Origin of the sequence: Prochlorococcus sp. MIT 1306 (assembly GCF_047304515.1) — a bacterium.
Lineage (GTDB): Bacteria > Cyanobacteriota > Cyanobacteriia > PCC-6307 > Cyanobiaceae > Prochlorococcus > Prochlorococcus marinus_D.
The window spans coordinates 1,983,523-2,001,194 of sequence record NZ_CP138959.1 but is presented as its reverse complement, the minus strand read 5'-3'; the positions used below and the strand labels follow the sequence as shown (position 1 = coordinate 2,001,194).

Here is a 17,672-nt window from a genome sequence, read left to right as displayed (position 1 = left end):
TAGCACCGGCATGCTTGAGCTCAATAGGGGATTGGCTTGGGTCAAAGTTCAATTCCCCAGGTCTGCAGCACAGCTCAGCTGGATGGTTGCAACTCCTGGAAGAGATCGCTTGACGAGACCACTGAGCACATTGCCAGGTCCGATTTCGACCACTGTGTTGACCCCTTGGCTGGCCATGGTATCCATCGTTTCGCGCCAACGGACGCCTGTTGTCATCTGATCTTTTAGCCGTTGCTTCAGCAAGTTGGCATCGCAGGTTGGGATTGGATCGGCATTGCAGAGAACGGGGACACGGGCGTCTTTGAAAGTCACTTGATCCAGTTCAGCTGCAAATTCTGTGGCCGCTGTGGCCATGAAAGGCGAATGGAAGGCTCCCGAGACTGGCAACGGAATCGCTCGCTTGCAGGTCAGCTGGCTGCTGACCTTGCTAACAGCCTCTGGGGTGCCGGATAACACCACCTGGGCAGCACTGTTGTCATTGGCGATCACGACTCCTTCTGTGTCTGCTACCAGAGCTTCTAGCTGTGTGCGGTCAAAGCCCAATATGGCTGTCATGGCCCCACCACCGGCTGAGGCCATCAGTTCTGAGCGGCGTCGCAGCAGCAGCAGGGCGGTGTTTACGTCAAAAACCTCAGCCGCGTAGAGGGCTACAAGTTCACCCAGGCTGTGCCCTGCGATTAGCGATGCCTCACGACCCTGCCTGCGCAGTTCATCCACCAGTAATGATTCAATGACAAAAAGTGCCGGTTGGGTATTGCGGGTGTCATTGAGGTCGGCCGGGTCATGATTGGTTTGGTCGCTACCACGGCAAATCGCAAGGAGATCCCGTCCCATTAGTCGAGAGGCGAGGGCAAAGCGCTCTTCGGCATCGGGCAAGCTGATGATCGGGTCAGCCATGCCCAGCTTTTGTGAGCCCTGACCAGGGAACACCCAAGCAATCGACATCAGAACGCCATAGCGATTTAGCGGGAGCCTAGATGGGCCCTTGCCAGCGGACTAACGCTGCACCCCAACTGAGACCAGCTCCAAAACCGCTGCTTGCGATCAGTTGACCAGGTTTAATTCTCCCGTCTTGTACGGCTTCATCAAGCATGAGTGGGATGGTGGCTGCCGATGTGTTGCCGTACTCAGCCAGGTTGCTGAGCACCTTGGCCTGCGGAATGGCGAAGCGATCCCCTACAGCGTCGAGGATGCGTTGATTGGCTTGATGAAGCAGGAGCCAGTCCAGTGACTCCGGGGCTGTGTTGGTGGCTTTGAGAAGGGTTTGGAGGATGGCAGGTACTTCTCGGACAGCGAATTTGTAGACCTCCTGTCCCTTCATCTGAATTGGCTTAAAACCGCCTTGCTGATGGCTATTGCCCGCTACCAGGGATAGATAGTGTTGAACTTGCGGCAGGTTGAGGCAGTCGCCGCGGCTGCCGTCAGATTTCAACTGAAAGCCCAGCAGCCCGTTCTGAGCAGCACTCGTTGCTTCCAGAGCAACAGCGCCGGCTCCATCGCCAAACAGCACACAACTGCGACGATCGTCCCAGTCGACCCAGCGGCTTAGTTGGTCCGCACCGATCACGAGTGCTCGCCGCATCGCACCAGTGCGAAGGAACTGGGCGGCAGTGATCAGGGCGAATAGAAAACCACTACAAGCGGCTGTGAGATCAAAAGCCACGGCTTGGCGAGCTCCCAAACTGGCTTGCAGTTGCGGGGCTGAACCAAAGAGATCATCAGGGGTTGATGTGGCCAGGATGATCAGATCAACACTTTCGGGTTCCCAGCCAGCCATTGTTAGGGCGTTGGCTGCAGCTTGATGGCTTAGGCCTGTGAGCGTTTCATCCGGTCCAATAACACGTCGGGCACTGATTCCAGTGCGGCTACGGATCCATGCATCGCTGGTGTCAACCCTTTGGCCGAGTTGGTCGTTGCTAATCCGTTGGGATGGTGTGGCACTGCCGCAGCCCACCAGAGCTACTCCGCTACCGATTGTGGACGTTTCAGCCAAGGGGCAAGTGGTCCAAGGTGGCGTCAGTCAATCACAGCGTTTCGGCAAAGCGCCTTTAGGCGCTTTCAACAGGTGCCTTTTGCAGTTCGGCTAAATCGTCCATGACACCATGGCTCGCTGCGGAGTGGGCTAGTCGTAGTGCACTGACCACCGATAGCGCCTTGCTGCTGCCATGGCCGATCACACAGATGCCATTCACACCCAGCAATAGTGCCCCACCATGTTCTGCATGGTCGAGGCGTTTCTTAATTCGCTTGAGGTTGCTGCGTAGGAACGCAGAACCCACCTTGCCGCGTCTGCCTCGGGGCAGTTCGGCTCGCAATACATCAAGCAGCACGCTGCCGACAGACTCCAGGAATTTGAGGAGCACATTGCCTGTGAAGCCATCGCATACCACCACGTCGAAAGCCCCTGAAAGAACATCTCGTCCTTCGCAGTTGCCCGCGAATTGAAGCCGATGCTCTTTGCTGAGTAGCTCATGAGTGCGAATGGCTAGATCGTTGCCCTTGCACTCCTCTTCGCCAATATTCAGAAGCCCGATGCGTGGTCGAGCCACCTGGAGAACATCGCGGGAATAGATATTGCCAAGTAGGGCAAATTGGTGGAGGTAGATGGGCTTGCAATCCATGTTGGCGCCCACATCCAGCACTAGCACTGGTTGTGTTGGATCTTTTGTTGGGAATAGAGCACCTATAGCGGGACGGTCTATCCCTGCTAGACGCCCCAGTCGGAAGATGGCTGAGGCCATCATGGCTCCGGAATTTCCAGCTGAATACATTGCTAGAGCTTCGCCCTTTTTGACCAGGTCCATGGTCAGGTTGATGCTGGCGTCGCGTTTGCGGCGCACCACAGTGGCCTCTTCATCCATGCCCACAGAGGGACCGCTTGCGACAAGCTCCAGATGACCAGCGGCTGTGGCTTGGTTGAAGAGTTCGGTGAGACCCATGGTTTGGACAGCGCCTAGCACTTTTTCGGTCTCTCCGACGAACTTGATGCGTAGGGGAAGTCTTTCAATCGCTTTTAGACAACCATCAAGAATGGGGCCAGGAGCCTGGTCTCCACCCATGCCATCGACGGCAACCCAGAGCCGATCGCTATTTTTGATGTCCTCCGCTTCTGCGTTGTTTTCGCTGCTTTGTAGTCGCCGCAGGGGATCAAAAACGAGTGGCTGAAGCATGCTTCCTGCCATTGATCCAGCATTCGACACGACGGATCCAGCACTGGAAACAACTGTTCCGGCTACGTTTCCAGCGGCGGAAGCTGAGTTCGTGGCACTTCCTACCAGGCTGGTAACGGCTGCATTGCGGCGATACCAGATCACCAGACGCCTAATGGCTCTGGGGCGGGTGGTCTTGCTCCGGGGCCCGGAGGCCGTGGAGGGATCAGAGTCCTTCGGGGGCAAGGGAGTCGATGATGCGCTGGAACAGGTAGCCGGTACCTCGAGCGGTGAGGATCAGCTCGGGATTGGCGGGATCGTCTTCGAGTTTGGAGCGAAGACGTGAAATATGAACATCCACGACCCTGGTATCTACATGTCGTTCAGGTGTATAACCCCATACCTCCTTGAGGATTTCGCCGCGGCTGAAAGGCTCCCCTGAGCGGCTGACCAGTAGCTCAAGCAGGCTGAATTCCATACCGGTAAGGCGAATCCGCTCATCTCCTCGGAACACCTGTCGCTTGTTGGTGTCGACTCTTAGTTCAGCCACTTGAATCACCCCTGAGTTAGGGATGCCGGCAACGTGCTCTTTCTCGACTCGCCGAAGCACGCATCGTATGCGCGCTTCAAGTTCCTTGGGGCTGAAGGGTTTGACGACGTAGTCGTCTGCACCCAGCTCAAGCCCCGTGATTCTGTCAGCGACATCTCCAAGGGCCGTGAGCATCACGATCGGGACATCCGATTCTTTGCGAAGCTCTTGACAAACGCCATAGCCATCAAGCTTTGGCATCATCACGTCGAGCACAACAAGATCAGGCTCACAGTTGTGGAAGATATCGAGAGCTTCGTTGCCGTCACATGCAGTGACTACTTGATAGCCGATCATCGAGAGGCGGGTTTCGAGGATCCGACGAATGCTGGCCTCATCGTCGACCACGAGGATCGTCTCTTTAGATGGGCTGGTGGCCGTCATTGCTTTTCTTTGGCGGCTGCAATCAATGAATCTTAGATAAGAGCTGTTAAGGCTTACCGGCCTTTTGGTTCATTTAAAGCCAACTTTCTTTACCTATCTTAGCAAGTGCGCACTGCTTCCGTCTACGTCTGTCAGAGCTGTGGTGCTAAGACCAGCCAGTTTTTTGGTCGCTGCGCCAGTTGCGGGACTTGGAATTCCTTGGTCGAACAGGTCGCTCATTCAACCGATGGTCGCCGCCCTAGTAACAGTTTTGATCCGGCCGTGGAACCAGCGGCGAGGCGCTCGATGGCGATGGCTTCTCTCGGGGATCAACCCGTTCGCCGTCTTGCCAGTGGCTACGACGAATTGGATCGAGTCCTGGGAGGCGGGCTGGTGCCTGGATCAATGGTGTTGGTTGGAGGTGATCCTGGGATTGGCAAGAGCACGCTGCTGTTGCAGAGCGCCACGGCTATGGCACTGCAACACTCTGTGCTTTACGTGAGTGCTGAGGAGTCTGCCCAGCAGGTGAAGTTGCGTTGGCTGCGCCTTGAGGGGGTTGCGTCGGACCTGCAGCTTTTGGCGGAAACGGACTTGGAATTGGTGCTTCAGGAATTGGAAGCACTGCGGCCTGCGGTGGCGATTATCGACAGCATTCAGGCTTTGCATGATGGGTCCCTTTCCAGTGCGCCTGGCTCTGTCGCTCAGGTGCGCGAGTGTGCAGCAGCTTTACAGCGTTTGGCTAAGCGTCAGGACACAGCCTTGGTTTTGGTGGGCCATGTCACCAAGGAGGGGATGCTGGCGGGCCCCAAGGTGCTTGAGCATTTGGTCGATGCAGTACTCACTTTTGAGGGCGATCGATTTGCCAGTCATCGCCTTCTGAGGGCTGTAAAAAACCGCTTTGGAGCCACCCATGAGCTGGGGGTGTTTGAGATGCAGGGGAAGGGCCTAGCTGAAGTAGGGAACCCCAGCGAACTCTTTCTCAAAGGTGAGTCTGCCTCTGGGGTGGCCACCATCGTGGCCTTTGAAGGGACCCGTTCATTGGTGGTGGATCTGCAGGCTTTGGTGGGTGTAACCAGCTATGCCAGTCCACGCCGGACCGCTACAGGATTAGGCACCAACCGCTTGCACCAAATTCTGGCCGTATTGGAGAAGCACATGGGCTTGCCATTGTCACGCTATGACTGTTATCTGGCTGTTGCTGGCGGATTAGAAGTCGAAGAGCCTGCTGCTGATTTGGGTGTCGCCGCTGCCGTTGTTTCCAGTTATCGGGATCTCATGCTGCCAAAAGGCACAGTTTTGCTTGGGGAGTTGGGCTTAGGGGGGCAATTGCGGCCAGTGGGGCAGCTTGGGCAGCGTCTTAAGGAAGCAGTTCGCTTAGGTTTTCATCGTGCCGTAGTGCCGCAGGGCAGTGGGCTAGGACCTATCGGCGAGGAGCTGGAGTTGGAACTACTTGAGGCTGCGAGTGTTACTGAGGCTTTGGTGATGGCCCTCGGTGTGAATCCAGCTGATGATGGCTGCTGAATGATGTTTTCGCTTTAGAAGTAGACGTCTATGTTGCTTCGGCCTGTTGTCTTCAGCCAGTTCTCAATATCTAGGTAGCCGCCGGGATAGAGCCTTACCGCTTGGCTCCATACGTCTGCAGCTCTGTCGAACAATTGATCAGCTTCGTCTTGCAGACCAGCTTCTTGCGCTGTGCGGCCGCGTTTTTCGTAAATCAAGCCCATGTTCTTTAGGCAGGAGGGCTGATTTGAGTTTTGGTCAAGGGCCCTCTGATAGGTATCAAGAGCGAGGTCCTCGTCCCCATTGCTCATATAGATGATTGCCATGTTCTTGAGGGTTTCACTGCGGTCGAAGGGGCTTTCCTCAAGCTTCAGACTCTCTTCATAGTTTTCCAGTGCCTCTGCATAGTCGCCTGCGTTCTGGGCTGATAGGCCATCGCGGTAATACACATAGGCTCTTTTGGCCTTATCGTTGATTGGCATCATCTTCACGATTAGATCGGCCATCACCGTGAAGGTCTTGTCAATGAAGTTGTCTTTGTTTTGGGTGCGTGGCACGGCTTGAATAAAGGAATCACACCATTATCCTCGCCTTATTCTGAAAAGACTGTTTTGAGTTTCTGGTGAGATCTTTGGGCTGCTGTTATGGGATGGGCTATCCGTAACGATTGTCATTAGCGTGCGGGAACATTTCACCGATCCGTGAGCCGCAACGACCGTCCATTGGCTCATCCATCCGTCGCACTCGATATCGAGGGGATGAAATGCGGCGGCTGCGTTCAATCGGTAGAGCGTATTTTGCTTGAGCAGCCCAGTGTTGCTCGTGCCAGTGTCAACTTGGTAGCCCGCACTGCTTGGCTGGATCTCAACGATCCAGGCCAGTCTCTTGAGCCGATCCTTGCTGCTCTGGCAGCTCGCGGTTTCTCTGCTCAGCCAAGAAATACGGGCTCATTAGAACAGCTGACGCCTTCAACGCGTGATTCCCTCGGGGCTTGGTGGAGTCAGTGGCGTCAGTTAATGGTGGCCTTGGTGCTGCTGCTGCTGTCGGTTCTTGGCCACCTTGCTGCCGGTGGACATCTGGAGCTGGTGATTGTAGGGGCCTTGCCCTTCCATGCCGGATTGGCCACGGTGGCTTTGTTGGGCCCTGGTCGGCCGATTCTTGTTGGCGGAGCGCGGGCGGCTCTTGCCTTAACCCCCACCATGGACACCTTGGTGGGATTGGGCGTTAGCAGTGCCTATCTGGCGAGCCTGGTTGCTCTGCTTTGGCCTCAGGTGGGTTGGCCTTGCTTCTTCAATGAACCCGTGATGTTGCTCGGCTTTGTCTTGCTGGGAAGGTTCCTTGAGGAGCGTGCTCGTTTCCGCACTGGGCGGGCCCTCCAACAGCTGGCTCAATTGCAGCCAGATACTGCCAGGTTGCTGGCAGGTGATGGGACTATCCGTGAGGTAAGAGTCGGTGCTCTCAGGCCTGGGGAGAGGGTTCAGTTGTTGGCAGGGGATCGCATTCCTGTTGATGGCATGGTGCTGGAGGGACATTCCGCTGTCGACGTGTCCAGCATTACTGGTGAGCCATTGCCGTTGGAGGCAGCTCCAGGAATGGAGCTGACTTCAGGCAGCCTCAATCTTGAAGCCACCTTGTTGCTAGAGGTGCGACATGTGGGAGCTGAGACAGCTCTGGCAAGAATCATTAGTTTGGTGGAACAGGCCCAGGCGCGTAAGGCTCCTATTCAAGGCCTGGCTGATCGGGTTGCAGGTCGCTTTTGCTACGGCGTTGTCAGCCTGGCACTGTTGACTTTTCTGTTTTGGTGGCAACTGGGTGCACGTCTTTGGCCACAGGTCTTGCACGCTTCGGGTCAGGGGTTGGTGCATGGATATGGTCACCATGTCCCGCTTGGAGGCGTCGCTGAAACCTCCTTAGGATTGGCTTTACAGCTCGCCATCGCTGTTCTAGTCGTGGCCTGTCCCTGTGCATTGGGATTGGCAACGCCCACAGTGATCACGGTGGCTTCTGGTCAGGCTGCCCGCCGGGGGTGGTTATTTCGCGGTGGGGATGTGATTGAAATGGCAGCCTCGCTGAGGCAGGTTGTCTTCGACAAAACTGGCACTCTTACCCTTGGCCGCCCTTTGGTGGCGGGGATTGTTGGCACAAAAAAACCTGATCAATTGTTGCAGCTAGCTGCAAGTCTTGAGCAGAACAGTCGCCATCCCTTGGCCCATGCTGTTTTGCAAGAGGCTCAACGGTATCGGCTTACGCTATTGCCCACTTTGGCAACCCGTACCTATCCAGGCTCCGGCCTGGCCGGTGAGCTTGAAGGTGTAGAAGCAACGGTGCGAGTCGGCACACCGGAATGGCTTCAGGCTGAAGGGGTTCATTGGACAGCTGAACTTCAGGCTGATGTTGAGCAGTCGTCTCTTCAGGGGCAATCGGTGGTAGCCGTGGCTCTGGGGGAAGAGCCTTTGGGGCTTGTGACCATTGATGATCGGCTTCGACCTGATGTGTCTGTTGCGTTGGATCGATTACGAGAGCAGGGGATGACTCTGGCCATGCTTAGTGGTGATAGACGTCAGGCGGTGGAACGCCTGGGGGAGCAGTTGGGTTTTCAACCCCATCAACTGGGCTGGCAGTTGTTGCCTGATCAGAAGCTGGAGCGCTTGCAACGTCTTCGCAAGGCTGGACTGTTGGCAATGGTTGGCGATGGCATTAATGATGCCCCAGCCCTGGCGGCAGCAGATCTTGGTATCGCTGTGGGTACCGGCACCCAGATTGCTCAGGATTCCGCTGATCTGGTGTTGCTTGGGGATCGCCTGGAGGGTTTGCCGGAAGCCCTGTTGTTGGCTCGCCGCACCATGGCAAAAGTGCGTCAAAACCTGACTTGGGCCTTTGGCTACAACCTCATTGCTTTGCCAATTGCTGCAGGATTGTTGTTGCCGGGCTTTGGGTTGTTGCTCTCCCCACCCATCGCCGCTCTATTGATGGCCCTTAGTTCAATCACCGTGGTCGTTAACGCTTTGGCACTGCGTACTACATGAGTGGTCGCCTTCTTGTTCTGGAGGGTATTGACGGCTGTGGCAAGACCACTCAGCTCCGTCACCTTGCCAACTGGCTGCCACGCAGCGGTTTGATGCCTGAGGGTGCAAGGTTGCATCTCACCCGTGAGCCCGGTGGTACGGCTTTAGGTATGGCCTTGCGCAAGTTGGTTCTTCACCCGCCTGGGGATGCCTCTCCTGAACCCCTTGCGGAACTGTTGCTATATGCGGCTGATCGAGCCCAGCACGTAGCTCAGTTGATCCGACCGGCGCTTGAGCAGGGGCACTGGGTACTCAGTGATCGTTTTAGTGGCTCTACCGTTGCTTATCAGGGTTATGGAAGAGAGTTGGATCTGGATTTGATTCAGCAACTCGAGCAGATCGCCACGGCTGGACTTGTCCCGGACCTAACTTTTTGGTTGGAGTTGTCTGTAGAAGAAAGTCTGGTTCGGCGGGATGCAAGATCTAACGATCGAATCGAAGCGGAAGGAGTTGATTTTTTAACCAGGGTGGCAACTGGATTTGCTGTTTTGGCTAGGGAACGATCTTGGGTGCAGTTGCAGGCGGATCAACAAGTTGAGTCAGTTAGTTCTGCTTTGGAGAGCCAGCTGAAGCACCATTTCGGGCCTTTGCAAGAGAGCATGCGATGAGCCTTGAGATTGAGTCGCGTGGGCTGTTTGAAGATTTGATCGCTCAGCCGTTGGCAGTTGCATTGCTGGAGGCAGCGTTGAGTCAGGGTCGACTGGCTCCCGCATATCTCTTTTCTGGTCCAGATGGAGTGGGTCGCAGTCTGGCGGCATTGCGTTTTCTCGAGGGCGTCATCAGCAGTGGTAAGCCGGCCCTGCGTGAACGCCGTCGTCTAGAGGCGTTCAACCATCCTGATTTGCTTTGGGTCGAACCGACTTATCAGCATCAAGGCCGCCTGGTCCCTAAGTCCCAGGCAGAGGAAGAAGGCGTCAGCCGCCGTTCACCCCCACAGGTGCGCCTCGAACAGATTCGCGGGGTGACAAGATTCCTAGGACGACGACCTGTTGAGGCCCCAAGGGGCATGGTGGTGATTGAAGCGGCGGACTCTATGCCCGAAGCTGCTGCCAATGCTTTGCTTAAAACGCTGGAAGAACCAGGTCATGGCTTGTTGATTCTGCTTTCGGCCGCTTCTGAGCGCTTGCTCACGACAATTCGTTCTCGATGCCAACAGATTCTTTTTGCTCGTCTTGAAGGAGCTGACATGCAGGCTGTTCTGGCCAGGACGAGCACAGCGGAGATGGGGTCGTCCTGGTTGGCATTGGATCAGCCGGAACTGGTTGCGATGGCCGCTGGTTCTCCTGGGGCGCTGTTGCAGCATTTTTGGCTCTGGCAGGCAGTTCCAGAAGAGTTTTGGCTACGCCTTGAAGAGCGTCCCCAAAAGCCAATGGAAGCCTTAGCTCTGGCGAGGGACCTTACTGAGGCTCTTAATGGGGAGCAACAGCTTTGGCTGATTGATTGGTGGCAACAACATTTTTGGATCCAACGGCCTGATCCAAGACCACTGAAACGTTTGGAAAGGCTGCGTTCACACCTGCTGGGGTTTGTGCAACCCAGGCTTGCCTGGGAAGTGGCTTTGCTGGAAATGATTCCTTGCGTTTAAGCGCTGGCGCGCTCTCCTTGCTTGTTTTGTGCTTCTCTGGCTTCCCTCTCTTGACGTGCCTGTATTAGTAGGTCTTGGAACCCTTCGAGTTGTCCTCCTGTAGGCAATTCAAGGCAGTAACCAGCACCGTAGACGGTTTTAATGAAGCGGGGTTTGCGCGGATCGGGTTCCAGCTTGGTGCGCAGGTGGCGAACGTGTACTCGGATGGTTTCGATGTCATCATCAGGTTCATAGCCCCACACCTCCTTGAGGATTAGAGAAGGTGCCACGGTCTGTCCATGGCGCTGAAGTAGGCAGTGGAGCAGCTCAAATTCCAGGTGAGTGAGCCGTACGGGACGCTCAAACCAAATCGCTTCAAATCGCTCAGGCACGAGTGTGAGAGGGCCGTAGCTGAGGATCTCGTGATGAGCGTTGGTGCCCACCGGCGCTCGATCGGTGCGACGGAGTAGGGCTTTCACCCTCACTTGCAATTCTTCAAGATCAAAAGGCTTTGTTAGGTAATCATCTGCGCCTGAATTGAAGCCGGTGACCTTATCTTTTGTGCCTCCCAAGGCGGTGATCATCAAGATCGGAATCCCCGCGGTGCGCTCGTCTCGACGCAACCTCTGGCAGAGAGTTAGCCCATCTACGTTGGGAAGCATCAAATCGAGCAAAATCAGGTCTGGGGTGTACTGAAGGGCAAGAGCCTGACCTTTGATGCCGTCTTCAGCCTTCTGTACGTCAAAACCATTGTGCTCTAAATGGCTGCTTACCAGTTCACGCATGTCCTGGTCGTCTTCGATCAGCAGGATGCAAGGCTTCATTTAGATCGGAGTCCAGGAGGAATTTGAAATCATCGGGGTGCTGTGAAGTCAGCGCTTGTCAGATTCTCTCAAGATTTGCTTTGAGGTGCATCATTGGCATCTCTGTGGGGACATAGAGCCCAATCACTGAAACTCCCATGCAGACTGACCTTTTGACTGGCTGAAGAATGCCTTAAAGGTGTCCTCTTTTTAGGAAGTCTTCCGAATCTGTCCACGCACTGTTGTGGATGCCCTCTAACAGGCAATCAAAAACCACAGCCACCGGCTGTGGATCTGAAAACTCCCCGGGCGGGATTCGAACCTGCGACCAATCGATTAACAGTCGACCGCTCTACCGCTGAGCTACCGAGGATTGCAACCCGAAGAACCTACCCTTCATCCCCGCCGACCTGCAAGGGGTTGGAGCTTTTGTCTTAGCTGATGGCCAGATTGCCAGGCTTCTACTCGGCCGTTTTCCATCCTGGCAGCCCCATCAGCATGGTCGAGTTCTTCTAGGCGATGGGTTACCCATAGGGCGGTCAGGGGTGCGTGGGATCGATGGCAAAGCTGTTGAACTGTTGCCAAAATCCTTTGTTGGCTTGCTGGGTCTAGGAGTGCTGTTGGTTCATCCAGCAGCAGCAGTGTGGCTTCACTGGCCAGGGCGCCGGCAATTGCTAGGCGTTGTTTTTGGCCTCCGCTAAGGGTGTGAATCGGGCGCGATTCCATGGCGGCCAAACCAACCTGCTCTAGGGAATCGCTAATGCGCTGTTGGCGTTGTTTGATTGGGATATCGCTAGGTAAATTCAGCAGCAAGTCGCTGCCGCAACTTGGCAACAGCAGTTGATGGTCAGGGTTTTGAAACACCAGAGCAGGTTTGAGCATGCAAGTCACCTGACCATGCTGTGGCTGTAATAAACCGCTGATTAGCTTGGCAAGGGTGCTTTTGCCGCTGCCATTGCTACCTACGAGCATCCATAGGCCTGGTTCTGGAATTGCAAAACTGCATTGGTCCAAGGCTTTTGTGCCGCAGGGCCAAATGAAGCTCACCTGCTCAAAACTTAGGAGGGGGGCCATCTCTAAAGATGCTTTGATCGGCGTTCTCGTCCACCATGGCCTCAGGTTTCAAAGGAAAAGCCAGGCCGCTTACTGCCTCCAGTTGCTGCTGTTTTCTCATAGAGCTGAACAGCAACTATTTCACTGACCAAAACAGTGACTTTCTTGTCTTCGACTTTTTCGCAACTGAGCTCCAGAAGGTGAGGCTGACCTCTCTCCAGGCACTTGCGCACTTGCTGGTAAACGGCTTCCGCATCTGCCAATGCTTTGCGCTGCACAGATACCGGCAAGGGGCTCAATTTGAGGGCCAGCTCAATGACGTACACGGACAACGTTGACAGGATTGCATCATTCTTGCGAATCACGCCCCACTATTTGCCATGCAGACCAAAGTGGATAAGTATTTACACTTAGCGATGGGCCGTTTGTTCGAGTGGCCGTCATGGATCCTCTCCATGGGGCCGGTGTCCTAATCGCCCTGTTGGAGTGATGTGGACAGTCAAGGTTCTTTTGCTCGTATGGGTGATGTGTGCCGCTTTAGGGTTTGATCTTGTCTTGTCGGCATTGTTTGTTTGGGTGTCGATCTGCAGCAGCTCACCGATTGCGTCTCACAGGAGATCTGCGCCCCTGAGGAGTCAGTGCCTGACAGCTTCTCGATTGAGTATTTATTTTTTAATGCAGTGATTACAGCCTAGAAGCCCTTTGTGGGCAAGTATTTTTAAAATTGTGTTCTCCATTATGATCTACTTGCTGCAGGCAATGCCGTGCAATTTATGGCAACAAGAGCTGAATTTTAATTTTAAATCAATCCCTGCGTAAGCAGTGAATCTATTGATTGAAGTCCTTTGCTATGAGTCGTTTGGCGAGGCCAATGTGCTAGGTGGCTGTGATGGGCTTCTTCTCTTGAATATCACATGGCCAATTAAGATTGTATTAATCTTCCCTTAAGACACAGAGCAGTGCCTAATGAGTACTCCCCTTCCGTCGAATTCCCAAGCTCAGCGAGATGCTGGTGATTATCTTCGCGAGAGCTTGGTTAGACAAAAGCTTGTGCAACGTATTTGCGGCCAGGCTGTTATCTATTTTGGGGCATTTATTGTTGCAGTTTCGCTGTATAAATTTGTCAGCGCTTTCTCGGTAGATGTCTCTCCTTGGCCTGAGCTGCAGCTTGGAGTCGCTGGCCTATTGTTAGCTTCTTTAGGTAATTTTCTGCGACGCTCAACCTTTTTAAAGTCTTTGCTTTCGGAGTTTAGTCCTTCGGCTAGAGCAAGTAGATCTCTATTGATGTTGATCCTTGCATTATTTATTATGGGATCTGTAGTTCTATTCAAGCTGTCCGTTCAGGATGTTTTGCGTTACAAACGGCTGCTTGGAGAAGGAGGAATTCTTGAGTACTTGCAGGCTCTAATTCTGTTCACTTCTGCCTGGGTCTCTTGGCTGATTTCTAGGGACTTATGGAGGCGTCTGTTGATGCGCTTGCATGGAGCCATTTATGGGATTATTGCTTTGGGAATGCTTTTTGTTGGCTTAGAGGAGCTTGCTTGGGGCCAGGTTTTGTTTGGCTGGAGAACACCTGATAATATAGCGGCTCTCAATGCTCAAAATCAGACAACGATTCATAACCTCGAGTTTTTTCAAGATTATCTTGATATTAATCTTTTTCTGGTTTCAGTATTGATTCTAGTTTTGGTGTTATGGCGGCCATCTTTTGGATTGTTTAAAGCAAGATCATCTCGAGAGGATGTAATTCCTGTTGGAACATTTTTTCTGCCCAGGTATTTCTGGCCTCTATTCTTTTGTGCTGCGTTTTTGTCTTATTTTGTTGCTACCAGGTCAGCGACAGCTTTGGTTCTGAATATTGATCAGGAGTGGGCAGAGTTGATGCTTTATCTCTCCTTCGGTCTAGGGTTGCTGCGAACCTATGTCTTGCTAGCCAATCCGTCAGGGCGCCAAAATGGTTGATAGACATCAGCCGGTATTGAGAGAGTTGCTGCCTCAGTTGGTGATGTTATGAGTTGAGGTTATCTTTTGGCATTAAGTATAATTCTTCTCGCCTATTATTCCATTGATGACTGGATTTGGGAAAGTCTCTAACCAGATTGGCTCTGCTCTTTTCTCCTGGTCTTTATTCTTCCTTAGGATGGTATTTGGCGGCTCTCTAGTATTCATTTCGGCAGCTGAGGAATGATGCGAATGTCATCTCTTGTCAGTGGGTTGAGCTCCTATCGCAGAGACAACTTCCCTTGGGTGGTTCTTGGGATGGCTGGCGGCTTTTGGCTGGTCGGACTGCTGATTCAGTTTTGGCGCCTTGAAAGCCTTACTGCTACTTACGACCAAGCTCTTTTTTTGCAGGAGCTTTGGTCTACTGCTAGGGGTCATTTTTTTGAAAGTAGCCTTTCGTCGGAGTTGTCGGCAGCTGTTGCCAATCAAGATGCTTTGCCAAGCATCGACTATCTCCATCTTGGTCAGCACGCCAATGTGCTGACTGTGTTGGCAGCGCCCTTAGTAGCACTCTTTGGTCGCTGGGCCTTGCCTTTGATTCAAGTGGGGCTGTTGGCTCTAGCAGGTTTGGTGTTGTGGCGGATGGCGTCGACCCGATTGTCGAGACCCTTGGCGATTCGCTTGACCGCGTCCTACTACCTCAGTGGAACCGTGATTGGCCCACTGGTTGAAAACTTTCACGACCTTTGTTGGTTGCCATTACTGGGCTTTTTGGTTGTTGATGGTCTCCTCAAGCAGGGTTGGCGCCAGGTGATGGCTTGCAGTTTCCTGATGCTGTTGGTGCGTGAAGATGCGGGACTCACCCTGTTTTCACTTGGATTGTGGGCATCGCTTCGTCGACCTGGTGTACGCGCCATCGGCCTCATGGTCATGGCGATGTCGTTGGTTTATGTGGCAGTGATGACTGGCTGGATTCAGCCCCAGTTTGATTCCTCCCTGTCTGATCGCTTCCTGCAGGAAAAGTTTGGGCATCTTTTGCAAGGCCGCACTGGTGGGACCTTCACCGTTCTATGGACGATGGTTACCCATCCGCTTCGTTTGCTGGCGGCCTTGGTGTCTCCCCCTGGAACCACCTTGGCTTTTCTGCTGGCGCCAGCGTTGCCTTTGGCCTTTATCCCCTTTGTCTCGCTGGATGTGGCCCTGATGGTGGCTGTGCCTTTATTCATCGCCTTGGTGTCCCAGGGCATGAGTGCGTTGTCGGTAACGCTCAGGTATGTGCTTGCTTTGGTTCCAGGGTTATTTATGGGCGCAATGCTTTGGTGGCAGGCCCATTCAGGTTTCTGGTCTCATCTTTGGTTCCGGCGTTTCTGGACGGGATGTCTTGCCCTAGGGCTTGTTTTGACTTTGGCAAGCAATCCCCATCGCACCTTCTCCGCTCTTGTACCGGATAGCTTTAGTCCATTGGTTCATGTCTCGCCGGTCGCCATGCTGCAGCGAGCTGCAACGGCCCGTCATGCCGTTGGGCTTGTGCCAGATAACGCCTCGGTCGCTGCTGATACTCCCTTGTTGCCGCTTCTGGCGGAACGGCAGGTTGCCTTGCGCTTCCCGAAAAATATCGAGTACTACAACCGTCAGGATCAAATTGAATCGGTTCAATGGGTCTTGGCTTTCCCTGGCTATTACCGTTCGTTGATGCCATTGTTTCGCCAGGAAACGTCTCGATGGCGATCCATCAATAAGGCCTTGCAGGAACTCATTGACGAGGGGCGTTACGGGGTGGTGAGCTGCGCGGATGGGTTGGTGGTCTTGCGCAATGGCGTCGAGTCTTCTCCTGATGCAAGACGTTGCCTTGATGCATTGCTAGCACTTGAGCCTGGATGAAATAGAAGGTTGAGAACGTGCCTTCTGCTCGATTCCGGTTACTGTTGATTTGCTTTGGCAATAGCGAAGTGACTTTGCCTGAAATAGGCATTCGTCGCATGCTTCGTGAATTGTCGTTATCCCCAAAGGAGGAGGTGCTCATGAGTTCCAGTTGTTCGATGCAGGGTCTGCTGATCGCGGAGAACGCCGGCTGATTTTTACACCTGTTCCCTGATCAAACGGTTCCGCGCCAGAGTGGACCCGACGAGAGCCCCCGTCATGTGAGCATGGCGGGGGCATCGTTTTGCAGACTTTTAATCGAGTAAGGAGGTCTTAAGGTTGTTTGATCGATTTGTGCTCGGACTGCTGACAAAGTTCCAAGCCGTTGTCCCAACTTTCGCACCACCAGCCAGCTTGCTTGGCTTTGCTCAATAGCTTCTGTTGATGTTTTCGGCTGGATCCCCAACCTGGATCTTTTGGGTTGAGAAGCAGTACATCAAAGTTTTCTAGAGCTAAAGACTTTCCTTTGCTGCGGGGGAAGTCAATGGCAATGCGTTGGCTGAGATGGGGGGCGAGATAGCTCGTGGTGGCAAGTCGGCTACTGCTAGGAATGTTTGCGATGGCTTCATGGGATGGGGTTAATGCATCGAGTCTTTCCAGATAAGGCCCACTGAAAAACCAGGGCTTAGCAAGGGCTACCCAGCAGATGGTGCTCCAGGTCAGTAGTCGCCAAGGAACAGCTTGATGTGGACGTACAGCCAGGCCATCAATGGCAGCCACAACAGCTATGACCGCAATTGGCAGGCTGTAGTGATGGATCAGTGTTCGTTGCGGTGACTCTTCCGATAGCAGATTCACCAGAACTAGCGGTAAACCTCCAATCAGAACGGGTAGGGAGTTTCGGCGCCAGAATGGAGCGACGGCAATGCTGATTAACAGCAGATAGATCAGTCCGCCGATCCAATCCACATGCTCGATTAACAATTGAGGCTTTGTGACCAGATTGAAGAGAACCTCATCGAAACTGTCGCCTAGGTAAGAGAAAAGGGCTCCGGCTGCCTTAGGGCCTCCAGTACTTCCTTTCAGCCAGGGGTAAAGCCAGTGATTGAGCATGGCCAACCAGCCCAAGGCCAATCCAATGGCTGCAAAGGCCCAGATCCAGCGCTTACGCAAGGCCTGCTCTAATCCCAGGCCTACCACCACAAGCACAAGTCCATCACGGCAGCCAAGCAATAAGAGCAGTAAGCCAAACCAGAGCCAGGCTTTTTTGGCTCGACTGGCCCAGTAACAACCTGCTAGGGCCGGCATCACCCATACCTCTGGGTGGAAGTCGAACAGATTGGCGTTGAACACCACTGGTTGCAGCCACCAAAGTGCGCAGATCAGCCAGCACAGTTTTGGAGTAAGGCCTGCTTGGCGGCCCACCCACCAAAGGGGTAGTGCTGTCAGGCTTAGTCCAGCCGCCTGGCTGGCGAGTAGCCATTGAACGCTGGCATGGAAGTGATATGGAAGGGCTGCCAGATAGAGAGCCCAGGCGCCGTGATCAGCTAGCAGATGCACCCCTTCCATCGAGGAATAGGGTGGCAACCCTTGACTGGCCAACCAGATCCACTGGTCGAAAAGGCCAAGATCGTAAGCATTGCTCTGTAGCAGAGCATGACGTGTTGCGGCGGCGGCCCAAAGCAGCAGGAAGATTGCCAGGCAGGTGAGGCTCAGGCGACGGGGTGGGCAGGCCTTGGTGTTCAAGCGGCAATGCTCGAGTTTGTTGAGCTTCCCATAAGCTTT

16 protein-coding genes and 1 tRNA gene are annotated in these 17,672 nt (G+C 53.9%); 7 read left to right on the top strand and 10 right to left on the bottom strand.

The features are described from left to right. Positions 1-48 precede the first annotated feature (48 nt). The 4 genes from fabD to rpaB are packed head-to-tail and all read right to left on the bottom strand — an operon-like array spanning position 49 to position 4,122. A complete protein-coding gene (fabD, locus tag SIB74_RS10060; RefSeq protein WP_063396734.1) occupies positions 49-945 on the bottom strand; it encodes an ACP S-malonyltransferase in 897 nt (298 codons plus the stop codon). Between the two features lie 28 nt (positions 946-973). Continuing rightward, positions 974-1,993: a beta-ketoacyl-ACP synthase III gene (locus tag SIB74_RS10055; protein ID WP_063396735.1), complete on the bottom strand. Its 1,020-nt coding sequence runs from the start codon at positions 1,991-1,993 to the stop codon at positions 974-976. Between the two features lie 55 nt (positions 1,994-2,048). Continuing rightward, a complete protein-coding gene (plsX, locus tag SIB74_RS10050; protein WP_063396736.1) occupies positions 2,049-3,395 on the bottom strand; it encodes a phosphate acyltransferase PlsX in 1,347 nt (448 codons plus the stop codon). Beyond that, the gene (rpaB, locus tag SIB74_RS10045; RefSeq protein ID WP_063396737.1) at positions 3,376-4,122 is read right to left on the bottom strand and encodes a response regulator transcription factor RpaB; all 747 of its coding nucleotides are present in this window, start codon (positions 4,120-4,122) and stop codon (positions 3,376-3,378) included. Before rpaB ends, plsX begins: the two co-directional genes overlap by 20 nt. A gap of 105 nt (positions 4,123-4,227) precedes the next feature. Here rpaB and radA point away from each other — a divergent pair, with 105 nt between their 5' ends. Continuing rightward, positions 4,228-5,622, top strand: a complete 1,395-nt coding sequence (gene radA, locus SIB74_RS10040; protein WP_063396738.1) for a DNA repair protein RadA — start codon at positions 4,228-4,230, stop codon at positions 5,620-5,622. 14 nt (positions 5,623-5,636) lie between these two features. On the opposite strand, the gene SIB74_RS10035 is transcribed toward radA, so the two are convergent. Continuing rightward, entirely contained in the window at positions 5,637-6,158 is a 522-nt protein-coding gene (locus SIB74_RS10035; RefSeq protein ID WP_063396739.1) for a photosystem I assembly protein Ycf3, read from the bottom strand. A 144-nt stretch (positions 6,159-6,302) separates the two neighbouring features. On the opposite strand from SIB74_RS10035, the gene SIB74_RS10030 reads away from it, so the two are divergent. The 3 genes from SIB74_RS10030 to SIB74_RS10020 are packed head-to-tail and all read left to right on the top strand — an operon-like array spanning position 6,303 to position 10,251. After that, positions 6,303-8,627: a heavy metal translocating P-type ATPase gene (locus tag SIB74_RS10030; RefSeq protein WP_063396740.1), complete on the top strand. Its 2,325-nt coding sequence runs from the start codon at positions 6,303-6,305 to the stop codon at positions 8,625-8,627. Next, positions 8,624-9,274 (top strand): dTMP kinase, encoded by a 651-nt coding sequence (gene tmk, locus SIB74_RS10025; protein ID WP_063396741.1) that lies wholly within the window; start codon positions 8,624-8,626, stop codon positions 9,272-9,274. Before SIB74_RS10030 ends, tmk begins: the two co-directional genes overlap by 4 nt. Further along, on the top strand, positions 9,271-10,251 hold the full coding sequence (locus tag SIB74_RS10020) for a DNA polymerase III subunit delta' (RefSeq protein WP_063396742.1): 981 nt from the start codon (positions 9,271-9,273) through the stop codon (positions 10,249-10,251). Before tmk ends, SIB74_RS10020 begins: the two co-directional genes overlap by 4 nt. On the opposite strand, the gene SIB74_RS10015 is transcribed toward SIB74_RS10020, so the two are convergent. The 4 genes from SIB74_RS10015 to SIB74_RS10000 form a co-directional block, all read right to left on the bottom strand. Next, positions 10,248-11,054 carry a response regulator transcription factor gene (locus SIB74_RS10015; RefSeq protein WP_063396743.1) on the bottom strand — a complete coding sequence of 269 codons (807 nt, stop codon included), beginning with the start codon at positions 11,052-11,054 and terminating at the stop codon, positions 10,248-10,250. The genes SIB74_RS10020 and SIB74_RS10015 overlap by 4 nt on opposite strands. A 280-nt stretch (positions 11,055-11,334) precedes the next feature. Continuing rightward, positions 11,335-11,406, bottom strand: a tRNA-Asn gene (locus tag SIB74_RS10010). 23 nt (positions 11,407-11,429) lie between these two features. Beyond that, positions 11,430-12,107, bottom strand: a complete 678-nt coding sequence (locus SIB74_RS10005; RefSeq protein ID WP_063396744.1) for an ABC transporter ATP-binding protein — start codon at positions 12,105-12,107, stop codon at positions 11,430-11,432. Between the two features lie 41 nt (positions 12,108-12,148). Beyond that, positions 12,149-12,412: a hypothetical protein gene (locus SIB74_RS10000; RefSeq protein WP_011827218.1), complete on the bottom strand. Its 264-nt coding sequence runs from the start codon at positions 12,410-12,412 to the stop codon at positions 12,149-12,151. A gap of 640 nt (positions 12,413-13,052) precedes the next feature. Here SIB74_RS10000 and SIB74_RS09995 point away from each other — a divergent pair. The 3 genes from SIB74_RS09995 to SIB74_RS09985 all read left to right on the top strand — a co-directional run bounded on the left by SIB74_RS09995 (position 13,053) and on the right by SIB74_RS09985 (position 16,102). Continuing rightward, positions 13,053-14,048, top strand: coding sequence for a hypothetical protein (locus tag SIB74_RS09995; RefSeq protein WP_063396745.1), 996 nt, complete (start codon positions 13,053-13,055; stop codon positions 14,046-14,048). A gap of 231 nt (positions 14,049-14,279) precedes the next feature. Then, complete coding sequence (locus tag SIB74_RS09990) at positions 14,280-15,908, top strand: DUF2079 domain-containing protein (RefSeq protein WP_231906130.1); 1,629 nt, start codon at positions 14,280-14,282, stop codon at positions 15,906-15,908. A gap of 17 nt (positions 15,909-15,925) precedes the next feature. Next, on the top strand, positions 15,926-16,102 hold the full coding sequence (locus SIB74_RS09985) for a hypothetical protein (RefSeq protein ID WP_155724705.1): 177 nt from the start codon (positions 15,926-15,928) through the stop codon (positions 16,100-16,102). Between the two features lie 118 nt (positions 16,103-16,220). Here SIB74_RS09985 and SIB74_RS09980 read toward each other — a convergent pair whose 3' ends face one another. Next, positions 16,221-17,633, bottom strand: coding sequence for a DUF2079 domain-containing protein (locus SIB74_RS09980; protein ID WP_063396747.1), 1,413 nt, complete (start codon positions 17,631-17,633; stop codon positions 16,221-16,223). Positions 17,634-17,672 lie beyond the last annotated feature (39 nt).

Bases quoted from the DNA above. Each gene is read 5' to 3' on its own strand.
- fabD (WP_063396734.1), bottom strand. From the start codon at position 945: ATGTCGATTGCTTGGGTGTTCCCTGGTCAGGGCTCACAAAAGCTGGGC.
- rpaB (WP_063396737.1), bottom strand. From the start codon at position 4,122: ATGACGGCCACCAGCCCATCTAAAGAGACGATCCTCGTGGTCGACGAT.
- tmk (WP_063396741.1), top strand. From the start codon at position 8,624: ATGAGTGGTCGCCTTCTTGTTCTGGAGGGTATTGACGGCTGTGGCAAG.
- SIB74_RS10020 (WP_063396742.1), top strand. From the start codon at position 9,271: ATGAGCCTTGAGATTGAGTCGCGTGGGCTGTTTGAAGATTTGATCGCT.
- SIB74_RS10015 (WP_063396743.1), bottom strand. From the start codon at position 11,054: ATGAAGCCTTGCATCCTGCTGATCGAAGACGACCAGGACATGCGTGAA.
- SIB74_RS10005 (WP_063396744.1), bottom strand. From the start codon at position 12,107: ATGGCCCCCCTCCTAAGTTTTGAGCAGGTGAGCTTCATTTGGCCCTGC.
- SIB74_RS09995 (WP_063396745.1), top strand. From the start codon at position 13,053: ATGAGTACTCCCCTTCCGTCGAATTCCCAAGCTCAGCGAGATGCTGGT.
- SIB74_RS09990 (WP_231906130.1), top strand. From the start codon at position 14,280: ATGTCATCTCTTGTCAGTGGGTTGAGCTCCTATCGCAGAGACAACTTC.